The 14,030-nt window shown below is 60.9% G+C and carries 11 protein-coding genes; 6 read left to right on the top strand and 5 right to left on the bottom strand.

Going from position 1 to position 14,030, the window contains the following annotated elements:
- Positions 1 to 1,707: a GAF domain-containing sensor histidine kinase gene (locus tag ACTAQJ_RS04755; RefSeq protein ID WP_498701094.1), complete on the bottom strand. Its 1,707-nt coding sequence runs from the start codon at positions 1,705 to 1,707 to the stop codon at positions 1 to 3.
- Positions 1,708 to 1,865: 158 nt separating this feature from the next.
- On the opposite strand from ACTAQJ_RS04755, the gene ACTAQJ_RS04750 reads away from it, so the two are divergent.
- The 3 genes from ACTAQJ_RS04750 (at position 1,866) to ACTAQJ_RS04740 (ending at position 5,419) form a co-directional block, all read left to right on the top strand.
- Positions 1,866 to 2,336, top strand: coding sequence for a pyridoxamine 5'-phosphate oxidase family protein (locus tag ACTAQJ_RS04750; RefSeq protein WP_442015656.1), 471 nt, complete (start codon positions 1,866 to 1,868; stop codon positions 2,334 to 2,336).
- Positions 2,337 to 2,454: 118 nt separating this feature from the next.
- Positions 2,455 to 3,522 carry a zinc-dependent alcohol dehydrogenase family protein gene (locus ACTAQJ_RS04745; RefSeq protein WP_498701091.1) on the top strand — a complete coding sequence of 356 codons (1,068 nt, stop codon included), beginning with the start codon at positions 2,455 to 2,457 and terminating at the stop codon, positions 3,520 to 3,522.
- Positions 3,515 to 5,419, top strand: a complete 1,905-nt coding sequence (locus ACTAQJ_RS04740; protein WP_442005501.1) for a heavy metal translocating P-type ATPase — start codon at positions 3,515 to 3,517, stop codon at positions 5,417 to 5,419. Before ACTAQJ_RS04745 ends, ACTAQJ_RS04740 begins: the two co-directional genes overlap by 8 nt.
- Here ACTAQJ_RS04740 and ACTAQJ_RS04735 read toward each other — a convergent pair.
- Positions 5,413 to 5,835: a pyridoxamine 5'-phosphate oxidase family protein gene (locus ACTAQJ_RS04735; RefSeq protein WP_442005500.1), complete on the bottom strand. Its 423-nt coding sequence runs from the start codon at positions 5,833 to 5,835 to the stop codon at positions 5,413 to 5,415. The two genes, ACTAQJ_RS04740 and ACTAQJ_RS04735, sit on opposite strands and share 7 nt — an antisense overlap.
- Before the next feature lie 202 nt (positions 5,836 to 6,037).
- Here ACTAQJ_RS04735 and pta point away from each other — a divergent pair, with 202 nt between their 5' ends.
- On the top strand, positions 6,038 to 8,125 hold the full coding sequence (gene pta / locus ACTAQJ_RS04730) for a phosphate acetyltransferase (RefSeq protein WP_442005499.1): 2,088 nt from the start codon (positions 6,038 to 6,040) through the stop codon (positions 8,123 to 8,125).
- Here pta and ACTAQJ_RS04725 read toward each other — a convergent pair.
- Together ACTAQJ_RS04725 and ACTAQJ_RS04720 are read right to left on the bottom strand one after the other, a co-directional pair.
- Positions 8,122 to 8,580 carry a universal stress protein gene (locus ACTAQJ_RS04725; protein ID WP_442005498.1) on the bottom strand — a complete coding sequence of 153 codons (459 nt, stop codon included), beginning with the start codon at positions 8,578 to 8,580 and terminating at the stop codon, positions 8,122 to 8,124. The two genes, pta and ACTAQJ_RS04725, sit on opposite strands and share 4 nt — an antisense overlap.
- A 56-nt stretch (positions 8,581 to 8,636) precedes the next feature.
- Positions 8,637 to 11,246, bottom strand: coding sequence for a cation-translocating P-type ATPase (locus tag ACTAQJ_RS04720; protein WP_498701089.1), 2,610 nt, complete (start codon positions 11,244 to 11,246; stop codon positions 8,637 to 8,639).
- A gap of 134 nt (positions 11,247 to 11,380) precedes the next feature.
- Between ACTAQJ_RS04720 and ACTAQJ_RS04715 the strand changes: the two genes are divergently transcribed.
- The gene (locus tag ACTAQJ_RS04715; protein ID WP_442005496.1) at positions 11,381 to 11,893 is read left to right on the top strand and encodes a pyridoxamine 5'-phosphate oxidase family protein; all 513 of its coding nucleotides are present in this window, start codon (positions 11,381 to 11,383) and stop codon (positions 11,891 to 11,893) included.
- On the opposite strand, the gene ACTAQJ_RS04710 is transcribed toward ACTAQJ_RS04715, so the two are convergent.
- Positions 11,890 to 12,714, bottom strand: coding sequence for a universal stress protein (locus tag ACTAQJ_RS04710; RefSeq protein ID WP_442005495.1), 825 nt, complete (start codon positions 12,712 to 12,714; stop codon positions 11,890 to 11,892). The genes ACTAQJ_RS04715 and ACTAQJ_RS04710 overlap by 4 nt on opposite strands.
- A 167-nt stretch (positions 12,715 to 12,881) precedes the next feature.
- Between ACTAQJ_RS04710 and ACTAQJ_RS04705 the strand changes: the two genes are divergently transcribed.
- A complete protein-coding gene (locus tag ACTAQJ_RS04705) occupies positions 12,882 to 14,030 on the top strand; it encodes an acetate/propionate family kinase (protein ID WP_442005494.1) in 1,149 nt (382 codons plus the stop codon).

Below are 14,030 nucleotides of genomic sequence, written 5' to 3'. Positions count from 1 at the left end.
TCAGGGCAGCGGAACGGACCAAGCCTGCGAAGTACCCTTGCCAGGCGTGCTGGTGACGCTGAATGACCCGTTGAGTTCTGCAGCCCTCCGGGCCATGTTCGCCAACCCATTACCGGATCCCACAGCCGTGAAACCACAGCCATCGTCTGTGAGCTCCGTGCTTAGCGTGCCATGAGCCACCCGAACTGACACGGAGATGGTGTTCGCATCGGAATGGCGGACAGCGTTACTGAGGCTCTCCGAGATTACCGCCAGGAGGTGCCCGATCGTGACATCGTCTTCTACGGAATCAACGGGGCCGATCAAGGTCAGATGCGGGGTGTATGCCAACGATTTTGCCCCGGCTTGAATCGTTTGGAAGATCCGACTGCTCAGGAGTTCGTGGTCGTGGGTACTTGTCCGCAGGGAGTAGATGGTGTTTCTGAGGTCGCGGATACTGGTATCGAGTTCCTCCGTTATGGCGTCGATCCGTTCAAGGGCTGAGCCGCCGGCGGTGTAGCGCCGCAGGCTCTGGATGCTCAGTCCCGCCGCAAAGAGGCGTTGGATGACGAGGTCGTGAAGGTCCCGCGCAATCCTGTCCCGGTCAGTGAAAACCACCAGCTGCTCCCGGAACCGATGTATCCGGTCCAGTGCCAAAGCCAGGGCTACATGTGAACCGAAGACCGGAGCCATATCAACAACGGTGGTGGAAAAGGACCCGGTGCCGGGTTTTCGAGCAAGAACCAGCAGCCCTTGATGAGTTCCTTGGGCACTGAGGTTTACGACAAGCAGTTCTCCCGGGCACTCATCGGCCGGATCGCCAAGGAGGTGCCAAGGATCCTCGCCTTTGATTGCTCCTTTGAGGGTGACGTCAAGGAAATCCGTGGAATCCAACGATAAAACGCGACTCTTCAGGGCCGCGCCCTTCCCGCCCGCTACCCCCTCCACGGTGTAGTCCTGGACGTGTTCAGCCGAAGGCTTCAGAACCACGGCAAGGTGGCATCCTGACTCCCGAAGGGCCGTGTCTGCAATGAGGTCAAGTGCGGCACTTTCTGGCTGTCCCTCCTCCAGCATCAGCCCCGTAATTTCCATACATGCTTCAAGCCATGACGTCCGGTGCCCCGCATCCTCGTAGAGCCGGGCGTTTTCGATCGCGACGGCGGCGGCTGCCGCCAATGCCACCGCGACATCCTCATCTTCCGGGGTGAAGTCCTCGCCGCCGTCCTTCTCTGTCAGGTACAGGTTGCCGAACACGACGTCCCGGATGCGGATTGGAACACCGAGGAAAGACTTCATCGGCGGGTGGTGCTGCGGGAAGCCGTAGGCCATCGGGTGTTCACGGAGGTCGTGGAGCCTTAAAGGTGAAGGCTCGGTAATGAGCAGTCCCAGAACCCCGTGTCCTGTGGGCAGAGGACCAATCCGGCTCGCCAAATCATCGTCGATGCCCACTGTGATGAAATGGCTGAGCGCGTTGTCCTCACCGATGACACCCAAGGCACCATAACGTGCCTGCAGGAGCTTGCATGCGGAAGTAACCACCCGCTCCAGCACGGCTTCAAGGCTGAGGTCTTCTGCAACGGCCACCACGGCTTCGAGCAGGCCCCGGGTCCTTTCCTGGGCTTGCAGTAACTCGCCTGCCCTGGACGTGAAGTCCATCATCAGGTCCTCCAGCTGGACCGCTGGAGCACCCGTTTGGTGTTCGCGTGGGACTTTGGGAGAGTCTGTCATTGCCGCCTTTCGGCGCCTGCCACCAGCCTGGTGCACGGCGTTACTGCTTGGCACTTTCGGTGTCAGCCTACTCCGGGCCCGTACGGCTAGCGATAGCCGTAGCCAGAAGGGGTCTTTGGGCCCTGTCGCAGCAACCGAGGCAGGCTTAGGATCCTCGCATGAGGAACGAACCATCAGCACCCGAGGCCGAGCACCTGGACACCAAGCAATGTTGGGAGCAGCTCCGCGGCGTATCCGTGGGCCGTCTGGCAGTGTGGATGGGCGACCATCCCGATATCTTCCCCATCAACTACAAAGTTGACCACGGCACCTTGGTCTTCCGGACCGGCGAAGGAACGAAACTCCATGCTGCACTCGGGGCAACGCCCGTTGCCTTGGAAGCTGATGGAGTGGATACCGGCTCTGGAGTTGCATGGAGCGTGGTGGTGAAGGGCACGGCTGCAAGCATCCAGTTGACGCAGGAAGTACTGGACACCGTGGGATTGCTGCTTTTCCCCTGGCAAGCCGGGCGGAAGGACCACTTTGTACGGATTATTCCCACGACCATGACCGGGAGGCGTTTCAAGGTGACACCACCATTGACTTGGTGGAGCCCTTTGGACGATGCCACCCGTGCGGGTTTGGAATGACCGCGCCGTTCAGCGGCAGCCAGGACCAACGGCCCTAACGACGCCCGCATGGCCGTCCTGGTGGAGGGACGTCAGTACATTTTCCTGCTCCAAGGCTCCTACAGGAATGGACCACACCATGAAGGCACTCGTTTATGAAGGACCAGGATCCACGTCCTGGAAAGACGTTCCTGATCCACGCATCACCCACCCTACGGATGCGATTGTCCGCATTGACACGACCACCATCTGCGGGACGGACCTGCACATCCTCAAGGGAGACGTCCCGGCGGTACAGCCAGGACGGATCCTCGGGCATGAAGGCGTCGGTACCGTCACCGAGATAGGCACCTCGGTTAGTGGCCTGCGCGTTGGTGACCGGGTCATCATCTCGTGCATCAAGTCCTGCGGCCATTGCAGCAACTGCAGGAAGGGCTTGTTTTCCCATTGCCTTGGAGAAGAGGGCCAGGTGGGGACGGGGTGGATCTTCGGTCACCTCATCGACGGGACCCAAGCGGAATTCGTTCGCGTCCCGTACGCGGACAACTCGCTCCACAAGCTCCCACCCGGGGTAAGCGATGATCAGGCCGTTATGCTCTCCGATATCCTTCCCACAGCCTTCGAAATCGGTGTCCGCGATGGTCGCGTGGCCCCCGGTGACGTCATTGCCGTAGTTGGCGCCGGGCCCATCGGCTTGGCAGTGATGGCGACGGCAGGGCTTTATGGAGCCGCGACCATTATTGCCATTGACCCCAACGAGAGCCGCCTGGCCCGGGCGGCGGGATTTGGTGCGACGCACACCGTGAACCCGGGGAACCCCGAATGGATCAGTGAGGTCCTTGCCCTCACTGATGGTGCCGGGGTTGATGTTGCCCTGGAAGCCGTCGGGCTCCCGGAGACATTTGAGATGGCATTGCGCTTGGTGCGGCCAGGGGGAAATGTTGCAAACATTGGCGTTCACGGGAAGCCCGTCGAACTTCCGCTCCAAGATCTTTGGATCCGCAACATCAATATCAGCATGGGCTTGGTCAACACCAATACGACGCCGATGCTGCTTCGCCTTGTCGCCCAACAAAAGCTACCTGCTGGGAAGTTCGCAACCCATCATTTCGCGCTTGACCAGATCATGGACGCGTACGACACGTTCTCAAGGGCGGCCGAGACGGACGCGTTGAAGGTGGTCCTCAGCAGAACCCCGCATGATTAGCGCCACGGCACGGCAAGTAGCGAAGCTTGCGGTGCGCTTTCCTTTGGTAGCGTCCACCGTCCTGACAGGGGTCATCGTTGCGGGATTGGCCGTTGCGGGATATACCGCTGCGGCCCAGGTCACGGCCACCATCTATTCGCTCTCGCTGGCCCTATATCGTACGGTGGCTATGCTCCAAGGCCTCCTTCAGGGGCGGTGGGGCATTGACCTCCTGGCGGTAACGGCGATTGGTTCCACGGTCGCGGTTGGGGAATACGTGGCCTCAATGGTGATCGTCCTCATGCTGACCGGCGGTGAAGCGCTGGAGGACTTTGCGCAGGGCCGGGCTACAAGAGAGCTACGGGCGTTGTTGGAGCGTGCACCCCGGAGCGCCCATCGCGAGGGATCGGATGGCCAGGTGGTGGACGTTGATGTCGATCTCATCCGTCCTGGCGACCTCCTCTTGGTGAAGCCGGCAGAAACGGTCCCCGTCGATGGCAGGATGTTGTCCGACGTCGGGACTCTTGACGAGTCCGCGATCACAGGGGAAAGCCTGCCGGCGGAGCGAGCAAAGGGTGACCTGCTGCTCAGTGGCTCCCTGAACGGAGCCGACGCCATACGCATGGTGGCCACTGCCTCAACGGAGGAGTCCCAGTACAGCCAGATCGTCGCCTTGGTGCGGGAAGCCGCAGCGAGCCGCGCCCCCATGGTGCGCTTGGCTGACAGGTACGCGGTGCCGTTCACACTGGTTGCGTTTCTTCTTGCCGGTACGGCGTGGCTGCTTAGCCAGGATCCCGTACGCTTTGCCCAGGTGCTGGTGGTGGCGACACCCTGCCCTTTGTTGATAGCAGCACCTGTCGCATTTCTTGCCGGCGCCAGCCGCGCAGCCAAAGCCGGAATCATTATCAAGAACGCCGGTACGCTGGAGAAGCTCAGCCGGGTGAAGACGGCTGTGTTCGATAAGACCGGGACACTCACTAAGGGCAGGCCCGTACTGTCCGGGATACGGCTTGCTGCTGGAGGAACCCTGTCCGAGGACAGGCTGCTGCAGCTGGCGGCATCGGCCGAGCAATACTCCTCCCATGTCTTCGCGGCTTCTGTCATTGAAGCGGCTCGCGAGCGTGGCCTACCTCTGTTGCCGGCGTCCGGTGCCAGCGAACACGCCACCAATGGTGTCAGCGCCGCTGTGGGGCCGCAGACGGTTCTCGTAGGAAAGCCTGCGTTCGTCAGCGCAAATACGAACGGGTTCGAACGCACACCCTTGGACGGTGGGCAGCTCGCCGTGTACGTCGGTGTCGATGGGACATATGCCGGAAGCCTGATCATGAGCGATCCGCTGCGCACCAACGCCGTTGATACACTCGCCCTGCTCCGGAAGCTCGGTGTCGTGGAGACGATGCTGCTGACGGGCGACACCGCCAGTACTGCCCGCCACATTGCCGCTGTTGCCGGGATCGGCAACGTCTTGGCGGAATGCCTGCCGGCCGACAAAGTCGCTGCCGTTGCGTCCCTGCCGATGAGGCAAGTCATGATGGTGGGCGACGGCGTCAATGACGCACCCGTCCTGGCTGCGGCCGACGTCGGAGTCGCCATGGGCGCCAAAGGCGCCACCGCAGCCAGCGAGTCGGCTGACGTCGTCATCATGCTCGATGACCTGTCCAGGGTCGCGTCGGCTGTGGACATCGGGGAGTACACGCTGCGGATTGCCCGGCAGAGTATCTGGACCGGCATTCTGTTGAGCCTGGGCCTGATGGTCATGGCATCGTTCGGGGTGATCCCAGCTGTTGCCGGAGCACTGCTGCAGGAACTTGTAGACCTGGCCACGATTCTGAACGCGCTAAGGGCACTTGGACCAATGCAGCATTTCAAGCCCGCACAGCTGGAAACCGTCCAACGCGAGCGGATTCCGCGTCAGTAACGTTCCGGCTCATCCCCAAGTTCAAAGTAACGGCCCTGGATGCTTGTCGGAGTAATTTCGACGTAGGTGTACTTGCGGGTGGCAATCCATGGTTTGAGGGGCAGCTTGTCTGCCTCGTCGATTTCGGTTTGCGACTCAATAACCCTCGCCTTGCCCTTAAGAACTACGCTCCATGCCTCTGCATCTACAATCTCCTCCACTTCGAAGGCCACCTTCTCATTCACCGTCAGTTCGGCCAGCTTCGTTCCCGGGTTGGTTCTTAGGAGCAGCCGATGGTTGTGGGCGATGAAGTTCAGGGGATAGATGTCGGGCTCACCCAAAACGCTGACGGCCAGGCGACCATGCTGGTTGCGTTCGAGGACTTTCCATGAATCGTCCTCAGACAGGACGGTGCCGGGCCGCTCGTCATTTTCCATGATCGTTGTCTCCTGCAGTGGGGGCGGGACAGGCCCGAAGGTTCCTGCCATCTGATGTCGTGATCCTATGGCTGCGGTCGTGCCTGCCAACAGAGTCCAAGGTCCTGCGGCGACCTATCCACCGTGACCTTAGGCTCTGGCGCCATGATTCGTTGTGGGAGATGCTTGGGACCAGTCAAGGCCGGCTCTGAAGGGAGGGCCCATGGTTCAAGGCGTCTACGTTGCCTCGGCGCTACCGGGCTCGGGTAAATCGCTGGTGGCTTTGGGAGTGGTCGACGCCCTTCATCGGCACTCGGGTCGTCTGGGCTTCTACCGCCCGATTGTCAACACTACCGATACGCACCGGGATCCTGTGATCTTCATGCTTCGGCGGCTCTACGAACTGGACGCTGCGCGGTGCCGAAGTGGCGTGTCATTGCCCACGGCCATGGCAGATACGATCGCCGGCCGGAAGGACGAGCTCCTTTCCCTGATGCTCACGGAATATGCGCAGATTGCCAACAATTGCGATGTGGTTGTTGTTGATGGATCGGACCTTCGCGGAAACGCCACGGGCAGGGAGTTCGATCTGAATGCCAGGCTGGCGACCAACCTGGGGCTCCCTGTATTGGCTGTGGTCGGCGCCCGAGGTCTCACGTCGACGCAAACAACGGCGGCCGTGGAAGCAGCCATCAGGCAGTATGACTCTGCGCACTGCCCCCTGTTGGCCGTCGTGGTGAACCGTGCCGAACCAACGTCTGTGGACCAGCTGCATTCGGAACTACAGGCGGCAGTCCGGGCGATGGTGGGTCCCGTTCCCTGCTATGTGATACCCGAAGTCTCTGATATTTCGACCCCGACTGTGGCGGATGTTGTGGCTTCGCTCGGTCTCCACCGTATGTCCGGCAGTGCGGAGCTGGACCGGGATGTGCGCAGCATCAGGCTGGCGGGAATGAACGTGGACAACTTCTTGCGTGTGCTTGAAGCCGGCGATTTGATCATCGTTCCGGGTGACCGTGCAGACATCATCATGACCAGCATTGCGTCGGCGCTGTCGCCCGAGTTTCCCACTCCCGCGGCTGTTATTTTGGCAGACGGACTGTCCCCGGGTCCTCACGTCACATCCTTGTTGTCGCGTGCACCGTTTCCCGTTTTCGATGAAATGGCTGATAGTTACGTCGTGGCCCAAAAAGCCGCTGGCGTCCGCAGCGAAATCCACACTGGAGAGAACCGCAAAGTGGCAGCGGCACTGGGGGTGTGGGCAAGGTACATCGATGAACCCGAACTGCTGGCTCGCTTGGCGCTGCCTCGCCCGGCAATCATGACGCCGTTGCGTTTCCTCAATGAATTGATCGAACGGGCGAGGAAGCAAAAGAGGCGCATCATCCTTGCCGAGGGGAGCGACGTCCGGGTACTTCGTGCCGCAGAGATTCTTCGACGCCGCGACGTCTGCGACGTAACGCTTCTGGGAAATGTGGCCGCGATCCAGGAGCTCTCCGCCGCGCACGGAATCGACGTCGGGGGAGTACGGGTAGTGGATCCTGCAACCTCACCTCTCCGTGAGCGCTACGCCGCCGAGTATGTGCGGCTGCGGGCCCACAAAGGCATGCTTATGGAGCGCGCCAGGGAAATCATGGTTGACGGAGCCTACTTCGGCACGATGATGGTGCAGCTTGGTGATGCAGATGGACTGGTTTCGGGAGCCGCGCACACCACAGCCAACACCATCCGCCCGGCCCTGGAATTCGTTAAGAGCCGGGATGCCGATGGGCTGGTGTCCTCCGTTTTTTTCATGTTGTTCCCCGACCGGATATTGGTTTACGGGGACTGCGCAGTCGTCCCAGATCCAACGGACTCTCAGCTGGCAGCCATCGCCGTCGCCTCCGCAGCCACTGCTGTTCGGTTCGGCGTCGAACCAAGGGTAGCCATGCTCTCCTACTCGACGGGAGGATCAGGATCCGGGACTGCTGTGGAAAAGGTGCGTCGTGCCACGGAATTGGTGAGGAAGGCACGTCCTGACCTTCCTGTGGACGGACCTATCCAATACGACGCGGCGGTGAATGAGGCCATCGCCAGTTCCAAGCTGCCTGCATCCGCAGTGGCCGGAAAGGCGACCGTGTTCATCTTTCCCGACCTCAACACAGGCAACAACACCTATAAGGCTGTTGAACAGTCGTCGGGCGCTATCGCCGTCGGGCCTATCCTTCAAGGCCTGCGCAAGCCGATCAATGATCTTTCCAGGGGATCAACTGTGGAAGACATCATCAACACGGTTGCGATCACGGCAATCCAGGCCCAGAGCCCTGACTAGCTACCGTCCTCCGTTGTGACGACCATAACCGGGCAATGCGAGTGGGCTGCGCAGACCCTGCTGACGGATCCTATGGGCTGGCTGAGGAACCCGCCAGCGCCGCGCCTGCCGACGACGAGCAGCTGCGCGTCACGGCTTTCTTCCACCAGTACCTTGGCAGGTTCCCCGAACTTGACCGTAACGGTAAGCTCCTCTGGGCGGGATGCTCCAAAGGCACGCTCCAACGCTTCGTCGGCCAATCGCCTGGCGGTATCTTCGAGCTGTGAGGTGAAGCGGGTCAATTCGGGCTCAAAGCGGGACGCCATAAAGTAGTCGGACATGCCAACACACGTGACGACGTCGATCGGCGCGTCGAAAACGGCCGCCAGGCGTCCCGCCATCTTCAGGGTATTGGAAGAGAACTCCGAGCCATCCACGCCAACGACGATTCGATGCGACCGTGATTGTGCATTCATGGAACCAGCTTGCCGTTGCGCCGGCAGCCGCGATAGGGCCGAAGGACATGCATCTCTCAGGATTCTTCAAGCGTCGTGGCCTGCCGTTGACGCAGGCGTTTGTACAGCCAATCGACGCCAAGGACGCCCGGGATGGCAAGGAACGCAACCAGCCATCCCACGGCATTCGGGGGTGCTTGTCCCAGCAGTTCGGCCACAGGCCGGACGAACACGAACACGGCCAAGGCGACCAGTTCAGCGGCAACTGCCCAGAGCAGAAGGCGGTTGGTTAGCCAACCTTGTTTCCACGGGGGAGCTGTTGCACTGCGACACGCAAAAGCGGTTGCAAGTTGTCCCAGTACGACGGCGGCAAAGGCGCCCCCTGAAGCGGACATCAGCACGCCCGGATCCAATGGTTCACCCCGTGCCCAGCCGCTTCCGAAGAGGATCGTCGAAAACGCAGCCATGGCGAACAGGGCTTCCGTGGGTCCCATGACGGCAAATACCCTGAACATGAGCCGGCGGTCCAGGAGGTGCCGCTTCTCGGGCGGGCGGTTCAGGACCCGTTTGCCGGGTGGCTCTGCGCCAAGGGCGAGGGCAGGCAGCAGGTCTGTTCCTATGTCGAGGGCCAAAATCTGGAGAACGCCAAGCGCGAGCGGGAATTGGCCGCCGGACAGGGCCCAGATGACGAAAGGAGCCAACTCAGCCACGTTGTCCGTGAGATGGTAGGTCAGGAATCTGTGGATATTCGAGTAGGTTGCCCTGCCCTGTTCGATGGCGGCAACGATGGTGGCGAAGTGGTCATCCAGGAGCACGAGGTCGGCCGCCTCACGGGCGACGTCCGTGCCGCTGAGACCCATTGCCACTCCGATGTCGGCCTGGCGCAGTGCAGGACCGTCGTTCACACCGTCGCCGGTCATCGCCACCACATGGCCGCGCATCTGCAGCGCCTTCGCCACCCGGAGCTTTTGTTCCGGAGAGACCCTGCTGACCACAATTCCATCGCGATCCAGGAGCGCTCCGAGGATCTGCTCGTCCTCGGGAAGCTCGGAGCCTTGGACAACGAGGTTGTCCGGACCCATCAGGCCTACCTCCCTGGCGATTGCACCGGCTGTTGAGGGATGGTCGCCAGTAATCATGGCAATCCGGATTCCAGCTCCCCGGGCAGCCTTGAGCACACTTTGGACGTCAGGTCGTGGTGGGTCATGCAGGCCAATAAGACCCAGTATTTGAAGGTTCTGTTCAGTGTCCTCTGCTGAACGATGTAACCAGTCTGTGGCCATCCCCGGTAATTCCCGCTGTGCTACTGCGATCACACGCAGGCCCCGTGACGCCATGGCCTCCAACGCCTGTGTGAAGCTCGTTGCGGGATCTCCGCACAAAGGAAGAACCGATTCCGGCGCACCTTTCATGCAGAGCGTTGTCCCTGAAATCACGGACTCCCGCCGCCTGTCAGCGTCAAAGGCAAAACGGCGGTTCACGGCGCCGGATTCCCTCCCGCCACCGCTCAGGCGGCGGGCGAGGGCATCGATGGCCGCTTCCATGGGATCCCCCTGCGCTGCCCATTCATCGCCTTGAAGAACGGCCCGTCCTTGGGAAGCGCTGCGTGCGGCCAAAGCAACGCCGAGCGCTGCATCCTTTGCCTCCCCTTCGATGCGGGCATCAGGTCCATAGCCCTCTCCTGCGATTGTCACCGTACCGGCTGTTGTAAAAACCTCGACGGCGTTCATCCGGTTTTGGGTCAAGGTGCCTGTCTTGTCCGTGCAGATGAAGGTGGTGGAACCGAGCGTTTCGACGGCCTCAAGATTGCGCACCAGGGCATGGCGGTCAGCCATGCGCTGTGCTCCCATCGCCAGCGAAAGCGTTACCGTCGGCAAGAGCCCCTCCGGGATGAGGGCGACTGCAACGCCGATCGCGAAAAGAAATGCGTCACGCCAGACGATCCCCACCAACAGGGAGACAATGAAGAACAATCCGGCGACCGTCAATGCCACCAAGGCGACAAGCCGGACTATCCTCCGCAGTTCCAGCGTCAATGGCGTTGGCGGGGACTTTGTGCCACTCGTGAGGGCAGCGATAGCGGCCAGTTTCGTGTTCCCTCCCGTGGCGACCACCAGGCCTTCCGCTTCGCCGTTGACCAGGAACGTTCCACCCCAGGCTGTGTCCTTGGTGGTCTTAGGCACGGCAACGCTTTCACCGGTCAGCATGGATTCGTCCACCGTGCATCCGGAGGCAGAAATGAATCGAATGTCCGCGGGCAGCTTGTCCCCAGCTGCGAGGATTACCACGTCCCCAGGGACAAGTTCACTGGCGTGGACGCTTTGGATCTTGCCGTCACGACGGACGGTCACTTCGGCCGGGAGGAGTCCTTGCAGGCGCTCCGCTGCATGCTGGGCACGTTCCTGCTGGATGTGGGCAAAAACCCCGTTGACGATGACGACAATAACGATAGCCACACATAGCTGCGGCAATCCGCCGATGTAGGCGAGCACCGCCGCAGCCCAGAGCATCAGTGCAAAGAAGTGCGTTAGCTCGCCCAGCAACTTTCGCCACTGGGAGACCTTCTTTGCTCTTGGCAGGACGTTCGGTCCCACGGTTTCCAACAACTTTGCGGCGGCATGGGAACTGAGGCCTTCAGTGCCAGCCGTCTCGGACAGCGGGGCAGGAGGTTGGTTCCCAAGGGACATCGTTACTCCAATGCGGGATGCCTGTTCGATGAAAGGCTCCACCCTGGACCTGGTTGCGTCTAGGGCCAAAGGGCATGGTCACGACAGGACCTTTTGCCCTACACCCGTTTGGCAGGACGCGTTAGGCTCGCGCCATGGAGAACACATCGATGGACCAGGACACCAAAGAGCTCAGCGTTCACGACTGCTGGAAGTATCTTCAGTCCACATCCACCTGCAGGATTGCACTCATCAACGGAAACGTTCCGGAGATCTTTCCGGTGAACTACATTCCCAATTTCGGGACGATCCTGTTCAGGACAGGGCAAGGGACCAAACACAAAGCCCTTCGTGAAGGGACACCGCTTGCCTTGGAGGCTGATGGATTTAATCGTTATGGAACCATCGCGTGGAGTGTCATCATCAAGGGTCATCCAGAGTTCGTAACCCACCCCGAGGAAATTCAGGAAGCCGTAAATGCAGGGTTGTCGCCATGGCAGCCGGGTGCAAAGGACATTCTGGTCAGGGTCACTCCCACGGAAATCAGTGGTCGGCGGTTTGTGATCACGCCGCCGTCGAAATGGTGGCCGCCCCTGGACCCGTCGGCTGCCGTGGACGACACGACGGACGGGGACTCCTCAAAACGGAACGACGACGAAAACGGCTAATTGCCATGCCGCGTGTTTGGCTCGGGCCGGGTCAGGATTGTGGGGCACTGGACATTCAGGAGAACATGCTGCGCCACAGATCCCAAAAGCACGCGCAGTCCGCCACGACCCCTGCATCCCATCACCAGGACCTGGGCTTCCTTTGCAGCAGCGACGAGTGCATCCCCTGGACGGTGGTCCAAGTCCAACTTCTCCCGGACGTTCAGGGCCGGGTAACGTTCTTTGACCCACCGGACAGAGTCGCCCATAACGTCCCTATCCTTGGGCGCCAGGGCCCCTGGACCTGATGCATGAACAATCACCACCTCTTCCCTTAGGCGTGAGGCTTCAGTAGCTGCCATGTCCAAGGCGCACAGCGAATCTGGGGAGCCGTCTACTCCGACCACCACTCCAGAACGTTTCCCTGCAGTAATGTCCGGGACCACAGCGACAGGCGCTTTGCTGGTGACTGCGATCTGGAAACTGACCGAGCCGTACCCCTGCCCTTCGGTACCTGGGCCGCGATCCGTTCCAACCACCACCATCTCCGCTTCCGAGGACAGGGAGGCAATCGTTTCCGCGGGTTCGCCGGAGAATTGTGTGGATTTGATCTCCATCGAGGGAAAGACCCCGGCAAGTCGCGCTGCTTCGCTCTTGAGGAGGTCGTTGGCACGCTCCATCGCCAAGGTACGGTCACCCGGCAGTGGGAATGCCCAATCCGGGGGAACGATGTGGATGAGATTGAGTACCAGACCGAGGGAATCTGCACGGGCGACAGCCCAGTCTGCGACACGGCTGCCCGCCCTGGAACCATCAAGGGCTGCCAGAATCTGCTTTTTCACGTACAGACGTCCCTTCGGTTCATTCCGATAGTGATCGTCTCCACTATCGGCGTGGCGGACCGTCGTGGCAAGGGTCCGAAGCCCCTCCCGCTGATCGGCAGAGTGCGTTAGGGTCCTCAGCAGAGAGTGCTTGACCTTTCACCGAAGATCGACGGGAAGGACATGAGGTGCACGTTCTTGTGCTGAACCCCGGCTCGTCGTCACTGAAGTACCACTTGAGGGACACCACGGTCCCGACCGGAAACAACAGCATCCTGGCTTCCGGACAAGTCAACTGGCCGCCGGATCACCGTTTCGATGCCGCCCGCCTCCACGGCGTTTTTGACGAAATCGTTATGGCTGTGGCCAACAGCCTGGATTCAGGTACTCCGGATTCAGTCGGGCATCGTGTGGTCCACGGAGGCGACCGCTTCAGCACCCCTGCACTTGTCACGCCAGACGTTGTAAGGGTTATTGAAGGGCTCAGCCCGCTGGCGCCGCTTCACAATCCTGCCAGCGCCGCGTGCATGAACACTGCGCAAGAGCGTTGGCCGGGCGTTCCACAGGTGGCCGTCTTCGACACCGCTTTCCACCGGTCCATACCGGAGTTCGCCGCCCGCTATGCCGTTCCGGAAGACAGCTATGTGGAACACCCCATCAGGCGCTTCGGATTTCATGGCATATCCGTGGGGATGGCCTGCCGTGACACTGCGTCCTACCTCGGGGTGGACGGTTCCGCGTTGAATGCGATTGTGGCGCATATCGGAAACGGGGCCTCAGTCACTGCCGTGAGGGGAGGTCAGAGCGTTGACACCTCCATGGGAATGACACCGCTGGAGGGACTCGTCATGGGAACCCGCTCCGGTGATCTGGACCCTTCCATCATCCTGTTGATGCAACGTGCGGGAGCGTCGGCCGACGACGTCGATGAGGTGCTCAACCACAGATCAGGCCTCCGGGCATTGGCCGGGACCGCGGACATGCGTGAGGTCTGCGCGGCTGCAACTAGGGGAGAACCCAAGGCGATTCTCGCCCTCGAAACGGCTGCCTATCGTTTGGCCAAGTACGTAGCGGCGTACTCCATGGTGGTTCAAAAGCCCGACGCTTTGGTATTCACAGGTGGGGTGGGCGAGAACTCCGATGTGTTCAGGTCGCAGGTCCTCTCGTGGCTGGCCCCCTTGGGATTGCGCATCGCGGAGGACAGGAATTCGACCCCAGTGGAAGGCATCCGTGGAGTCAGCTCCGATGACTCGTCATTTCCTGTGCTGGTGGTGCCCAGCGACGAGGAACGGGCGATAGCTGAAGCAACTTCATCACTCCTCGGTAGACATAGCTAG

The sequence above is a fragment of the Arthrobacter sp. alpha11c genome (assembly GCF_054149985.1).
Note: the sequence above shows the minus strand (reverse complement) of the source record. Positions and strands in the feature narration are given on the sequence as shown.

Bases quoted from the DNA above. Each gene is read 5' to 3' on its own strand.
- ACTAQJ_RS04740 (WP_442005501.1), top strand. From the start codon at position 3,515: ATGATTAGCGCCACGGCACGGCAAGTAGCGAAGCTTGCGGTGCGCTTT.
- ACTAQJ_RS04735 (WP_442005500.1), bottom strand. From the start codon at position 5,835: ATGGAAAATGACGAGCGGCCCGGCACCGTCCTGTCTGAGGACGATTCA.
- ACTAQJ_RS04755 (WP_498701094.1), bottom strand. From the start codon at position 1,707: ATGACAGACTCTCCCAAAGTCCCACGCGAACACCAAACGGGTGCTCCA.
- ACTAQJ_RS04720 (WP_498701089.1), bottom strand. From the start codon at position 11,246: ATGTCCCTTGGGAACCAACCTCCTGCCCCGCTGTCCGAGACGGCTGGC.
- ACTAQJ_RS04750 (WP_442015656.1), top strand. From the start codon at position 1,866: ATGAGGAACGAACCATCAGCACCCGAGGCCGAGCACCTGGACACCAAG.
- ACTAQJ_RS04745 (WP_498701091.1), top strand. From the start codon at position 2,455: ATGAAGGCACTCGTTTATGAAGGACCAGGATCCACGTCCTGGAAAGAC.
- pta (WP_442005499.1), top strand. From the start codon at position 6,038: ATGGTTCAAGGCGTCTACGTTGCCTCGGCGCTACCGGGCTCGGGTAAA.
- ACTAQJ_RS04725 (WP_442005498.1), bottom strand. From the start codon at position 8,580: ATGAATGCACAATCACGGTCGCATCGAATCGTCGTTGGCGTGGATGGC.
- ACTAQJ_RS04715 (WP_442005496.1), top strand. From the start codon at position 11,381: ATGGAGAACACATCGATGGACCAGGACACCAAAGAGCTCAGCGTTCAC.